This is a genomic window from Enterobacter cloacae complex sp. SHL022, from assembly GCF_049237785.1.
Lineage (GTDB): Bacteria > Pseudomonadota > Gammaproteobacteria > Enterobacterales > Enterobacteriaceae > Enterobacter > Enterobacter hormaechei_C.
The window spans coordinates 63,633-76,072 of record NZ_JBMKJH010000014.1; the positions used below are offsets into that span (position 1 = coordinate 63,633).

Genomic DNA, 12,440 nt, shown 5'->3' on the forward strand with positions numbered 1-12,440 from the left:
CATGGGCGAGAACGCGGCTTTCCTGGCTGAAATCACGGCTTTCGTTAATAAGGCGAAAACGAATCAGGAAGCAGTGGTGCGCGCCGTCGGAATCAAAATTCTTAACCAGCTGGTGGTGATGTCCCCAGTGGGCAACCCGGAGTTGTGGGAAGTTAACCAGACAGCCGTTTCCTATAATCGCGCTGTTTACGACCACAACGAGGCGCAGCGGGCCAATCCCGATAACCTGACCAAAACCGGGCGACTGAAGAAAAAAGCCCGGGTGGTGGATGGGATGGATATCAAAGCACCGCCGGGGTATACGGGCGGACGCTTTCGCGGTAACTGGCAGATATCGTTTGATGCTCCGACAACTGATGAAACAGGGCGAATAGACAAGACCGGCGACCTGACAAAAGCGGCCGGGAACTACACGCTGTCGCTCTTCAAAGTCGGGATGAAGGCCATTTATTTCTGCAACAACGTGCCCTATGCCTACCCGCTTGAAATGGGGCATTCCACACAGGCTCCGGGCGGCATGGTCCGCATAACTGCAGCCGAGTTTCAACGCTTCTTTGAGGAAGCTGTCAGGGAGGTGACTAAGTGATTCCGGATATTGCATCTGCACTGGCCGCCAGACTGGGTACCTGGGCCGATGCCGAGGGAATTTCGGTTGCATGGGAGAACGTGCCGTTTACACCTCCTGCTAACGAGATGTACCTGGCCGTTCACGATATGCCCGTTACGTCGCGAACAATCGATCTCGGCTTGCGCTGCCGGACTTATTCTGGCGTATACCAGATTAATGTCGTGGCGCCAGCCGGCTCCGGCCGTACCTCCGTCGTTGCCCTGGCGGGCAGAGTAGCTGAATTGTTCCCCGAGGGGCAGGAAATTGCAGGCAAAGACTTTACCTGCTGGATTAGCAGCGCGCCTGGCATATTCCGCGGCGTCCCTTCACCTGTGTCCTACACCGTTCCTGTCAGCCTGAATTATCGGGCAGACATTACCAGCTGATTCCCCTCTGATGTCCCACAACTGACCGGCCTTGAGCCGGTTTTCCCGTTTCTGAAGGAGAAATCATTATGGGCTTTGCACTGCCTAACGGCGCTCATGTTTATCTGGCGTCGGGCTACGGCCCGGCCATTACTTTCACCGGCGCGACGAATGCTGAGCACGCGGTGATCACCGTCAGCGCCGCAGACGATATCGCGGTCGGCGATATCGTTCACGTGAACTGCAACTGGTCGGGTATTGATAACGTTATCGCGAAAATCGACGCGATTGCGGAGAATGCTGTCACTCTTCGCAACATCAATACCACCAACAAAAACAAATACGCGGCGGGCGGTGGTTCCGGCTCCATTCGCAAAATTGAAGAATGGACCGAACTGCCACAAATCACTGAGGTATCGAAATCAGGTGGTGATCAGAACACCACGCAGATTCAGTTCCTCAGCGATGATCGCCAGCGCAACCTGAACACCTATAAATCCGCAGTCTCTCAGGCCTACTCGATCGCTCACGACTCAACTCTCCCGGTATATCCGTTGCTGCGCCAACTGGACGAAGACGAAGAGACTGTGGCGGCGTACATGTACGTGCCGAAGGCGAAAGAAAACCGTTACTGGGCGGCCACGGCATCTTTTGACGACACGCCGACTACTGCGGTTAACGAGGTAGAGACAGTGAGTGTGGTGCTGAACCTGCAGTCACCGGCGATGACATTCTACAAGGTGACTGACGCTGCCGCCTGACCCGTCAGAGCTTTCAATATCCTATGCCTCCCTTTGCGGAGGCTTTTTTTCGTAAGAGGTATCAATGGCTACCAAATTCACCCTCCAGCCCAAACCAACATTTAAGGCCAACGTCTCGATCCCGCGCGCCGGCGATGAGGATGGCGTGCTGACCTTCACGTTCAATCATAAGCCACTTAAAGAGCTGGCTGATCTAGAAAAACTGGAAGGCAAAACCGCCACTGATTTTCTGATGGAAATCATTTCTGGCTGGGCACTTCCCGATGCTTTCAACGCAGAAAACCTGTCGGTGCTGCTGGAAAACTATCCGGCGGCGATGAAGGCTATCCCTGAAACCTACTATCGCGAACTGATGGGGCAGCGCGAAAAAAACTGATAGCGGTTGCCTCTGCATTCTATACGCCTGAACCCACAGCGGCAGACCTGGCGCCCTATGGGCTTACGCCGGATGACTACGACGATCAATACATCGACGTCTGGCCAGATGTATGGCCTTCATTCCTGGTGTTCCAGGCTGTCAGTACGCAGTGGCGCACGGGCATGGGAGGTGCATCAGGGCTTGATTACAACGTGCTGCCCTGGGTAATGCGCCTGCACCACGTCGAGGACGAGGCAACCGCACTTTCGGACATCCGAATCATGGAGAGCGCCGCACTAAAAGTTATGCATAAAGAGAGGGCGGAATGAGTAACGATATCGCCACGATTTCCCTGCGCGTAAATACCAGTGAGCTGGAGCGCGGTAACCAGGCACTGGATCGCTTTCAGGAGACCGCGTCCGCCGCGGCAGGTAAAGCGGATGACCTGAACAGCACGTTCCGCACCGGTATCGATAACCAGAAGAAAAACAGCGAAAGCCTGAAGCAGCAGCGTCAGGAACTGCAGAACCTGCTGAATAAAATCAGCCCGGTAAACAAGGCGCTGGATGAACTGGACACTATCCAGGAGAGCCTGGCGAAATTTCGCGGTAAAGGGCTGGTGGGAGACGAGGACTTTACTCGTTACAACAGCGTGCTTGAGACGACGCGGGCAAAACTGGCACAGGTAATGGAGTCTGAAACCGCAGAGGGGCGGGCTCGCATTGAACAGGCTCAGGCAGCGCAGCGTGCAGCTGCGGCGGGCAAAACCTTTATCGATTCGCTGGAGGAGCAGGTCACAGCAATCGGAAAAACGCGCGCAGAACTGTTAGAGCTAAAAGCTGCCCAACTCGGCGTATCCGATCGTGCTGCACCAATGATCGCAAAGCTGAAAGAGCAGGAGGATGCGTGGAAGTCTGGGGCTATCAGCGCGGGGCAATACCGCAATGCTATGCGTTATCTCCCGATGCAAATTACCGACATTGTGACCTCACTGGCTTCCGGTATGCCGGTTTATATGGTTGCTATTCAGCAGGGCGGTCAGCTCCGTGATTCGTTTGGCGGTGTAGGCAATGCGCTGAAAGCGATGTTGTCGATGGTGACCCCTGCCCGAGTCGCAATTGGTGGCCTGGCCGGTGCTGTACTGATTGCGGCCAAAGCGGGATCGGACTACTTCACCGCCTACGACGAAATCAACAAGGCCATTATCAGGACTGGCAACATTGCCGGCACGTCAGCGCTCCAGATCATGGCTTCCTCCCAGTCTATTGCTGCCTCTACTGGAGCTACTGTAGGAACCGTTCAGGGTCTGATGACTGAGCTGGTTGGCATGGGATCGCTGACACAGCAGCAACTTGAAAAAGCAGCGGGCTCGACGGCGTTGGCGGTTCAGACCGGTATAGTCTCGGCGCAGGACATCGCCAAAGCCTATAAGGACATCGAAAAAGACCCTGTTAAAGCGCTGCAGAGTCTCAACGAACAATATAATTTCCTGACCGTTTCACAACTTAAGCATGTTGACGATCTGATAAAGCAAAAGGACCAGACCGCGGCCGTTACGCAGGCTATGGACCTGTTTGGCGATACGATGGCAAAACGTGGGGAGCAGGCTTACGACTCGCTGACACCGTTTGGTCGCCTGTGGCTGGATATCAAGGGCTGGGCGTCTGAGGCCATGCAGAGTATCGGTCAGTGGGTAGCTGAACTGGCATCAAACACCCTGAAGGAATTCAACGCAATTTATTACAGCGTTGCGATCGTTTTCCAGAAGCTGAACCAGATCATTTCTTCCTCTATCGCTGCCGCTATTAACCTCGTTCCCGACTGGGCGAAAACAGATACTTTGCAGGGATGGCAGGACTACAACGAAAAAATGGCCGGTGCTTATGGCGACAGTATCTCTCAGCTGAAAAAAGACTGGGATGCCGCTGATATCAGTGCAGGTAAATACCTCGATACGACCAGAAAGATAAGTACCGCAACCACCCAGAAGGATCGGGAAGGAGTCGCTGCTTTTGGCAAAAAGACCAAAACTGGAAAGCAGGGCACTTTATCGGCTGGAGATCGCAGCACGGATGCTGCCCAGGCCGAATTGCTGGCGCTTCAGGCACAGTTACGCGCGCTGCAGCAGCATAAAGGGCTGAACGACACTATCAGCCAGCAGCGCAAAGATCTGTGGACGACTGAAGCGAAATTTCAGGTGCTGGAGGAGGCGTCGCGTTCACGTTTACTGACAAAGCAGGAACAATCCCTGCTGGCGAGTAAAGACCAGGTGCTTCAGTTGGCACGGCAGAAAGCCCTGTTAGGTGATCAGATTACCGCACAGGAACAGCTGAACAAGCGAATGGATACCTCGCAGAAATACGTCACGCAGATGGCAGAGAAGCAGGCTGCATTAGTGAACGGTGCAGGGATGAGTGACCGTCAGGCACAACGTGAGCTGGCAAAGAGTCAGCTTGCCGCTGGCTGGAAGAATGCTGGCGGTTCGCTTGACGACGAGGGTTATCAGAAGCAGCTCAAAGCGGCGAATGATTACTATGAGGCAGAGGATAGGTTACGTGGAGACTGGCTGACTGGCGCGAAAAAGGGCTGGGCTGAATTTGAAGACAGCGCGACCGATGTTTACTCGCAGGTTCAGACGATTACCAGCAATACGTTCACCGGGATGGCCAGCACGCTCACTGACTTTTTTACTACTGGTAAATCTAACTTCTCTGATTTCCTGTCTACTTTCCTGAAGGGCATCGCCCAGATGCTGACGCAACTGGCTCTGGTTAATGGAATGAAGTCAGCCTTTGGTGGCACGGCAATAGGTAATTTCTTTGGAATACAGGCATGGTCTGGCGGCTTTATTCCTGAGTACGCTAATGGCGGCGCTGTTGGCTATACCGGGGATGGAGGAAAATATCAGCCAAAAGGTGTGGTTCATGGCGGTGAATTCGTATTCACCAAGAAGGCTACCAGTGCGCTGGGTGTCGGTAATCTCTACACGCTTATGCGGAGCGCTCAGGGGTATGCAAACGGCGGCTACGTCGGAAACGCACCGATGTACGGATTACAGGCTGCTGGTTCAGGGAATGTGACGGTCCAAACGTCTGTTGTTGTGCAGAACCAGAACCCGCAACAGCAAACAAACGCTGGTAGTGATGCGATGTCCCGAGCCTTTAAGCAAACTATTGATCAGTCAGTGCGCGAAGGTATTGCGAAGCAATTGAGGCCTGGAGGGCTCATCTGGAATGCTTCCAAATCACGATAACCCGCTCAGGCGGTTTTTTTATGCTTGGAGAAAGCATGACAATCGAAACATTCACGTGGCGAACACAGATACAGGCGGGAATGGAAGGATCGTTCAGCCTTAAAACGCGCTCTGCAACCTTTGGAGACGGCTATGAGCAGATAGCCGGGGAAGGCATTAATCCTGAAAAGCAGTCATGGCCTGTCACACTGACGGGGAAAAAAGCGGACATGCTTCAGGCCCTGAAGTTCTTTCGTTCTCACGTCACAAAGTCATTTATCTGGACATCGCCAGTTGGCGAAACAGGGCTCTATCGGATTGAGGCCGAATCAATCAAGTCACAGCCCTTATCCAAGAACGTTCTGACCATTTCTTCAACATTCAAACAGGCGTACACACCATGATCACCGCAGACTATCAAAGCCTTGAGCCCGGCAACAAAGTCCGGCTTATCGAAGTTGATGGCTCTACGTTCGGCGTGGATGATGTACTGCGATTTCACGCGTACAATCTCCCGCACACGGAAGAAGAAATCGCCGCCGCTGGTGGTGATGAATCAAAGCTGAAGGCGAAAAGCATCTGGTGGCAGGGGGAAGAATATGCCGCCTGGCCGTATCAAATTGAAGGGCTAGAGGCCTCCACAGACGGCAACAGTGCCCAGCCTACGCTCACGGTTGCAGATATCGAAAGCAAGATTACAGCGCTGTGCCTTGCCTATGACGATATGCTACAGGCGAAAGTCACTATCCATGACACTTATTCGCATTATCTCGATGCGAAGAACTTCCCAGCAGGTAATGCAACAGCTGATCCGCAACAGGTCAGAAAACGAGTTTTTTACCTTGATAGCAAAAGCAGCGAAATTCCGGGTGAAAGTATCGAATTCGTGCTCGATAGCCCGATGTCGTTACAGGGAAAGATGATTCCTACACGTCAACTTCATTCTCTGTGTACCTGGTGTATCCGGAATAAATATCGCACCGGCGATGGCTGCGACTATGCCGGAACCCGCTATTTCGATAAAAACAACAACCCGGTGAGCGACCCCTCTCTGGATGAATGCAACGGCACGCTTACGGCCTGTAAGCTCCGGCATGGAGACGGCAACGAACTGCCGTTCGGTGGGTTCCCTGGCACGTCTTTGATCAGGAGCTGATATGCGTCAGAAAACCATCGATGCGATTATGGCTCATGCTGCAGCTGAGTATCCTCGCGAGTGTTGCGGCGTGGTGGCGCAGAAAAGCCGTGTTGAACGTTATTTCCCGTGCCGGAATCTTGCCGCGGCGCCGGAGGACAATTTTGTACTTTGCCCCGAAGACTATGCAGCTGCAGAAGACTGGGGGAAGGTGATCGCCATCGCTCACAGTCACCCAGATGCCACGACGCAACCGAGCGAGCTGGATAAAGCGCAATGCGATGCAACCCTTTTACCCTGGCATATCGTGAGCTGGCCGGAGGGGGATTTACGGACCATCCAGCCGCGTGGAGAACTGCCGCTGCTGGAGCGACCGTTTGTGCTTGGTCACTTCGACTGCTGGGGTCTGGTGATGAGCTATTACCGGCAAACACACGGGATAGAGCTTCACGATTACCGGGTCGATTATCCCTGGTGGGAAAACGACTACCCGGACAACTTCTATCAGGATTGCTGGTATGAGTGCGGATTCCGTGAATTCGACGGGCCGCCAAAACCTGGCGATATGGTGATCATGCAGGTTCAGGCTGATAAGTGGAATCATGCGGGGATTCTGCTGGAAGGCAACATGCTACTGCATCACCTTTATGGGCATCTGAGCCAGCGCGTACCTTATGGCGGTTACTGGCGTGAGCGCACAATGAAAATACTGCGCTTTAAAGACTGTTTCTGATAACCGCCTGTGGCAGTTTTTATGGGGGAAAAATGGCTGCATTACTCAATGTTGAGCCGGTCCGCACAATTCGATTGTACGGCGTGCTAGGCGCCACCTTCGGGCGTGAATATCGTTTGTCAGTAGCTTCACCTAAAGAGGCCATCCGCGCCCTGAGCGTTATCGTGCCGGGTTTTGAGCGTTTCCTGAATACCAGTAAGCAACGAGGTTTAACTTATGCGGTATTCAGCGGGAAACGAAACCTCTTAAACGATGAGCTCAGTATGGACAGGAGCAAAGAGGAAATCCGCATCGCGCCGGTGATCATCGGCAGTAAGCGAGCCGGTGTGTTTCAGACAATTCTCGGGGTTGCCCTTGTCGCTGTTGCTGCGTTCGTTACGGGAGGGGCCGCGATCGGGATTGGTGGTACCGCTTTCGCTGGTGGATGGGGCGCTGTGGCGGGGATTGGGGCATCAATGGCGATCGGCGGCGTAGTCCAGATGCTTTCTCCACAGACAACCGGGCTCGCCAGTAAGCAATCTGCGGATAACCAAGCCAGCTACGCCTTTGGTGGAGTAACAAACACGACAGCTCAGGGGAATCCGGTACCACTTCTTTATGGCCGCCGGCGAATCGGCGGCGCGATTATTTCTGCCGGGATTTATGTCGAAGATCAGCAATAAATAATCACCTTCTTTCAGGCCACCTTCGGGTGGCTTTTTTTATGGGCGCAATATGGCAACTGCAATCGCTATAAAAGGCCGCAAGGGCGGCAGCTCAAGTTCCCGAACCCCTACCGAACAGCCTGATGATCTGCAATCTGTAGCAAAGGCAAAAATCCTCGTTGCACTGGGAGAGGGGGAGTTTGCAGGGCAACTGACGGCGAAAGATATCTACCTGGACGGAACGGCTCTTGAGAATGCTGACGGATCTCAAAACTTCAGCGGCGTTACGTGGGAATTTCGCGCGGGAACTCAGGCGCAAAAATATATTCAGGGCATACCCGGTACCGAAAACGAAATCAACGTGGGAACTGAGGTATCGAGCGCTACAGCGTGGACGCGCACGTTTACTAATACGCAGCTTTCAGCGGTTCGCCTGCGTCTGAAATGGCCTTCGCTTTTCAAGCAGGAGGATGACGGCGATCTCGTCGGCTACTCGGTTAATTATGCGATTGACCTGCAGACGGACGGCGGCACATGGCAGGCGGTACTTAATACCAGCGTGACCGGCAAAACGACTTCAGGTTACGAGCGCAGCCACCGTATTGATTTGCCTCAGGCTGGCAGCACCTGGACAATCCGGTTGCGTAAGATTACCTCTGATGCCAACAGCGCGAAGATCGGCGACACGATGTCGCTGCAGAGTTTTACTGAGGTAATTGACGCCAAGTTACGCTATCCAAACACAGCGCTGCTCTATATCGAATTCGATTCCAGCCAGTTTAACGGTTCTATCCCGAAGATCTCCTGCGAGCCCCGCGGCCGCGTTATCCGCGTACCGGATACTTACGACCCCGAAACCCGCACTTATAGCGGTACGTGGACTGGGACATTTAAATGGGCCTGGACCGATAACCCTGCATGGATTTTCTACGACCTCGTGGTTAGCGACCGTTTCGGACTTGGGGATCGTCTTACAACGGCCAACATAGATAAATGGACGCTCTACCAGGTTGCACAGTATTGCGATCAAATGGTACCGGACGGCAAAGGCGGAAGTGGTACCGAACCACGTTATACCTGCAACGTCTACATTCAGGAACGCAACGACGCTTATACGGTTCTGCGTGATTTTGCTGCAATCTTCCGTGGGATGACCTACTGGGGCGACGACCAGATTGTGGCGCTGGCGGACATGCCGAGAGATGTAGATTTTACATACACGCATGCGAACGTTATTGATGGGCGCTTTACCTATTCCAGCAGCACCACAAAGAACCGTTACACCAATGCGCTGGTGTCCTGGTCTGATCCTGATAACGCTTATTCTGATGCGATGGAGCCTGTTTTTGAGCAGGCGCTGGTTGCGCGTTATGGGTTTAATCAACTTGAGATAACGGCTATCGGTTGTACCCGTCAGTCCGAAGCGAATCGCAAAGGGCGATGGGGGATCCTCACCAACAACAAAGATCGCGTTGTTACTTTCAATGTAGGGGAAGATGGCAACATTCCGCAGCCTGGCTATGTAATCGCTGTAGCGGACCGAAATCTCTCCGGGCGCGAGCTGGGTGGCCGTATCTCTGCGGTGAATGGTCGCGTGCTGACGCTGGACAGGGCGCCGGATGCTTCGGCAGCCGACAGGATGATTGTCAATCTTCCATCGGGTGTTTCACAGTCACGCACCATTCAGTCGATTACGGGCAATAAAGTGACCGTTACGACCGCTTATAGCGAAACGCCTGTGTCTGAGGCCGTATGGGTCATTGAGTCTGATGAGCTCTACGCACAGCAGTATCGCGTTATTACGGTAACTGATAATAACGACGGCACGTTCACAATCGTCGGTGCAAATCACGATCCGGATAAATTCGATCGCATTGATACCGGAGCCATCATTGACCAGCGGCCGGTGAGCGTGATCCCGCCGGGCAACCAGTCGCCGCCTGCGAATATCGTGATCAGCTCGTTTTCCGTGGTTCAGCAAAATATCAGCGTCGAAACAATGCGCGTGAGCTGGGACCAGGCGCAGAACGCTATCGCCTATGAAGCGCAATGGCGCCGCAACGACGGGAACTGGGTTAACGTGCCGCGCAGCTCCACCACGTCATTCGACGTCCCGGGGATTTATGCCGGGCGCTACCTGGTGCGCGTGCGCGCAATCAATGCCGCAGAAATTTCATCCGGATGGGGATATTCAGAAGAGAAAACTCTGAGGGGTAAAGTGGGCAATCCACCGAAGCCGGTTGGCTTTATCGCTTCTGAAAACGTGGTATTCGGTATCGAGCTGAACTGGGGATTCCCGGCGAATACCGACGACACGCTGAAGACGGAAATTCAGTACAGTCTGACCGGTACCGAAGACGATGCGATGCTGCTGGCCGATGTGCCTTACCCGCAGCGCAAATATCAGCAGATGGGCCTTAAGGCTGGGCAGATTTTCTGGTACCGCGCGCAGCTGGTGGACCGCAGCGGAAACGAATCAGGGTATACAGACTTTGTGCGAGGACAGGCCAGCATCGATGTTTCCGACATCACAGATGTGATTCTGGAGGAAATTAAAGACTCCGATACGTTCAAAGACCTGATCGAGAACGCGGTGGACAGCAACGAAAAAATTGCTGGCATGGCTAACGACATCAAACAGGCCAGCGACGAACTGGAGCAGCAGGCGAAGGATATCGCCAAAAATGCCCAGGACGTCGGGAAGGTTCAGACCAGCGTTAATGAGCTTTCCAGCACGGTCGGGAATGTTTCGTCTTCACTCAGTCAGCTTGAGCAGACCGTTGCGACGGCTGATACCGCCCTGGGCCAGCGAATCGACAACATCAGCGTTTCTATGGACGGCATGACGGGCGGGGTGAAGAACTCCGCCATCGCGATTATTCAGGGCAATCTGGCGCAGGTGGCCGCGCGCAAAACGCTGTCGGCATCTGTCGCCGGTAACAGCGCGCAGCTGGACCGCATTGATGAGGTGATCGTCAACGAGAAGGAGGCAACGGCGCGTTCGCTGCTGAGTTTGCAGACTGACGTGAACGGTAACAAGGCATCCATCAACAGCCTGAACCAGACGTTCTCCGATTACCAGCAGGCTATGGCCACGCAGGTAAACAGCATCACGGCGACCGTTAATGGCCACACTTCTGCGATCACCACCAATGCGCAGGCCATTGCGAACGTCAACGGCGACCTGAAGGCGATGTACAACATCAAGGTTGGTGTCTCCAGCAACGGGCAGTATTACGCCGCGGGGATGGGGATCGGCGTGGAGAATACGCAATCCGGCATGCAGTCGCAGGTTATCTTCCTGGCTGATCGCTTCGCAGTCACCACGGCGGCCGGTAACAGCGTGGCCTTGCCGTTCGTGATCCAGAACGGGCAGACATTCATCCGGGCCAGCTTCATCCAGGACGGCACCATTGAGAACGCCAAAATCGGCAACTATATCCAGTCGAATAACTATGTGGCTGGCTCAGTCGGGTGGAGGCTGGATAAGGCCGGTACTTTTGAAAACTACGGTTCGACAGCTGGTGAGGGGGCCATGAAACAGACCAACCAGACAATCAGTGTACGGGACTCCAACAATGTGTTGAGGGTGCAGATCGGGAGAATCACTGGTACATGGTGACGGGAGGCCTCTTGCGGGGCCTCTTTTTTTTCAGGAGGTACGATGGCGGATTTCGGTGTTCAAACATGGGACGCTTCAGGCAAGGTTAACAACTATGGAATTAAGCCAGTCAGCGTTTGCGGCTATGTGCAGCTGGCCGTTAACCAGAAAACAGGTTCTTATACCGTTGCCCTGCCACCGGGTTGCAAACTGACCTACTTTCAGGTCATGAACGATGATAAGTGGGGAACTGGAAGAAGGAAGATCACCATCTCCGGCGGTACTGCAACGGTTTCCTCTGTGGGGGATACCGACTACTCAGCAGGGACTGAACCCGCAGTTGCAGCTTTTCTCATTTTCCAGATCGAGAGGGCATAAATGGCGCAGTACGGCGGTTTACTGACGACGACGAGCGGTGAGGTATGGGTTACCGCGAATAGCTCGCCAATTGCATTACAGGCGCGCAAAACAGCGGCACTGCAGGGAACATCGGGTTTCAATACCAAGGTTACGCACACCTTTCCCTCAGGTCAGCCCGTTGTGGCCTTCGTTCATTGCACGGTTGAGGTGGAAATCACTCAGACGGTAAGCGGAAACACCATCACGATTGATTTTCTCAGACCTAATGCAACCGGCACAGCGTACGTTTATTTTTTCTCTATTTTCCCCCAGACAAAGCCAGATTACGGGATGGCCGTGTGGGATGCATCGGGGACCCTGATTTTAACCCACGAGACGCGCACGCTTGGTGATGTCGTTACCATCGGCACTGCCGGAGTGGATGCCAGCTCAGGCTATAACATCAACACAACCCGGGCGGGGAAGTGGGCCTGCATGCCTGTTATGCTCGGCCTGATTACCGGGGTTGTATCAGCAGGAGGTCAGCCGCAGCCTTACTCGGCAATATACAAGAGCATGGCGAAACTTGAGGGGAGCAATACGCGGATATTCGCCAGACCGCAGACAACCCCCGGCGGCAACCTTCAAAACGTCGCGTATTCGAA

The 12,440-nt window shown here is 53.9% G+C and carries 13 protein-coding genes; all 13 read left to right on the forward strand.

All coding sequences use genetic code 11. The features are described 5' to 3' along the window. The first annotated feature begins 1 nt into the window (after nucleotide 1). The gene (locus tag ACOTZD_RS21525; protein WP_174402412.1) at nucleotides 2-586 is read left to right on the forward strand and encodes a hypothetical protein; all 585 of its coding nucleotides are present in this window, start codon (nucleotides 2-4) and stop codon (nucleotides 584-586) included. Next, on the forward strand, nucleotides 583-993 hold the full coding sequence (locus ACOTZD_RS21530; RefSeq protein WP_174402413.1) for a DUF4128 domain-containing protein: 411 nt from the start codon (nucleotides 583-585) through the stop codon (nucleotides 991-993). Before ACOTZD_RS21525 ends, ACOTZD_RS21530 begins: the two co-directional genes overlap by 4 nt. Nucleotides 994-1,061: 68 nt before the next feature. Continuing rightward, a complete protein-coding gene (locus ACOTZD_RS21535; RefSeq protein WP_059294646.1) occupies nucleotides 1,062-1,733 on the forward strand; it encodes a phage tail protein in 672 nt (223 codons plus the stop codon). Nucleotides 1,734-1,797: 64 nt separating this feature from the next. Beyond that, complete coding sequence (locus tag ACOTZD_RS21540; protein WP_023344275.1) at nucleotides 1,798-2,109, forward strand: phage tail assembly chaperone; 312 nt, start codon at nucleotides 1,798-1,800, stop codon at nucleotides 2,107-2,109. Between the two features lie 47 nt (nucleotides 2,110-2,156). Continuing rightward, nucleotides 2,157-2,420 carry a DUF1799 domain-containing protein gene (locus ACOTZD_RS21545; protein WP_048244186.1) on the forward strand — a complete coding sequence of 88 codons (264 nt, stop codon included), beginning with the start codon at nucleotides 2,157-2,159 and terminating at the stop codon, nucleotides 2,418-2,420. Further along, the gene (locus ACOTZD_RS21550) at nucleotides 2,417-5,344 is read left to right on the forward strand and encodes a phage tail tape measure protein (RefSeq protein ID WP_059294647.1); all 2,928 of its coding nucleotides are present in this window, start codon (nucleotides 2,417-2,419) and stop codon (nucleotides 5,342-5,344) included. The genes ACOTZD_RS21545 and ACOTZD_RS21550 overlap by 4 nt, the downstream gene beginning before the upstream one ends. A gap of 35 nt (nucleotides 5,345-5,379) precedes the next feature. Continuing rightward, nucleotides 5,380-5,727 carry a phage tail protein gene (locus ACOTZD_RS21555; RefSeq protein WP_174402414.1) on the forward strand — a complete coding sequence of 116 codons (348 nt, stop codon included), beginning with the start codon at nucleotides 5,380-5,382 and terminating at the stop codon, nucleotides 5,725-5,727. Next, entirely contained in the window at nucleotides 5,724-6,479 is a 756-nt protein-coding gene (locus ACOTZD_RS21560) for a phage minor tail protein L (RefSeq protein WP_058652903.1), read from the forward strand. The genes ACOTZD_RS21555 and ACOTZD_RS21560 overlap by 4 nt, the downstream gene beginning before the upstream one ends. 1 nt (nucleotide 6,480) lies before the next feature. Then, nucleotides 6,481-7,191, forward strand: coding sequence for a C40 family peptidase (locus ACOTZD_RS21565; RefSeq protein ID WP_045336364.1), 711 nt, complete (start codon nucleotides 6,481-6,483; stop codon nucleotides 7,189-7,191). Between the two features lie 32 nt (nucleotides 7,192-7,223). Next, nucleotides 7,224-7,853: a tail assembly protein gene (locus ACOTZD_RS21570; protein WP_059294648.1), complete on the forward strand. Its 630-nt coding sequence runs from the start codon at nucleotides 7,224-7,226 to the stop codon at nucleotides 7,851-7,853. A 52-nt stretch (nucleotides 7,854-7,905) separates the two neighbouring features. Then, nucleotides 7,906-11,457 carry a host specificity protein J gene (locus tag ACOTZD_RS21575; RefSeq protein WP_174402415.1) on the forward strand — a complete coding sequence of 1,184 codons (3,552 nt, stop codon included), beginning with the start codon at nucleotides 7,906-7,908 and terminating at the stop codon, nucleotides 11,455-11,457. Between the two features lie 42 nt (nucleotides 11,458-11,499). Then, on the forward strand, nucleotides 11,500-11,814 hold the full coding sequence (locus ACOTZD_RS21580) for a hypothetical protein (RefSeq protein WP_042717455.1): 315 nt from the start codon (nucleotides 11,500-11,502) through the stop codon (nucleotides 11,812-11,814). After that, nucleotides 11,815-12,440: hypothetical protein (locus ACOTZD_RS21585; RefSeq protein ID WP_421636367.1), on the forward strand; the 626-nt coding region annotated here is incomplete at its 3' end.

Bases quoted from the DNA above. Each gene is read 5' to 3' on its own strand.
- ACOTZD_RS21580 (WP_042717455.1), top strand. From the start codon at position 11,500: ATGGCGGATTTCGGTGTTCAAACATGGGACGCTTCAGGCAAGGTTAAC.
- ACOTZD_RS21555 (WP_174402414.1), top strand. From the start codon at position 5,380: ATGACAATCGAAACATTCACGTGGCGAACACAGATACAGGCGGGAATG.
- ACOTZD_RS21540 (WP_023344275.1), top strand. From the start codon at position 1,798: ATGGCTACCAAATTCACCCTCCAGCCCAAACCAACATTTAAGGCCAAC.
- ACOTZD_RS21565 (WP_045336364.1), top strand. From the start codon at position 6,481: ATGCGTCAGAAAACCATCGATGCGATTATGGCTCATGCTGCAGCTGAG.
- ACOTZD_RS21550 (WP_059294647.1), top strand. From the start codon at position 2,417: ATGAGTAACGATATCGCCACGATTTCCCTGCGCGTAAATACCAGTGAG.
- ACOTZD_RS21575 (WP_174402415.1), top strand. From the start codon at position 7,906: ATGGCAACTGCAATCGCTATAAAAGGCCGCAAGGGCGGCAGCTCAAGT.
- ACOTZD_RS21525 (WP_174402412.1), top strand. From the start codon at position 2: ATGGGCGAGAACGCGGCTTTCCTGGCTGAAATCACGGCTTTCGTTAAT.
- ACOTZD_RS21560 (WP_058652903.1), top strand. From the start codon at position 5,724: ATGATCACCGCAGACTATCAAAGCCTTGAGCCCGGCAACAAAGTCCGG.
- ACOTZD_RS21535 (WP_059294646.1), top strand. From the start codon at position 1,062: ATGGGCTTTGCACTGCCTAACGGCGCTCATGTTTATCTGGCGTCGGGC.
- ACOTZD_RS21570 (WP_059294648.1), top strand. From the start codon at position 7,224: ATGGCTGCATTACTCAATGTTGAGCCGGTCCGCACAATTCGATTGTAC.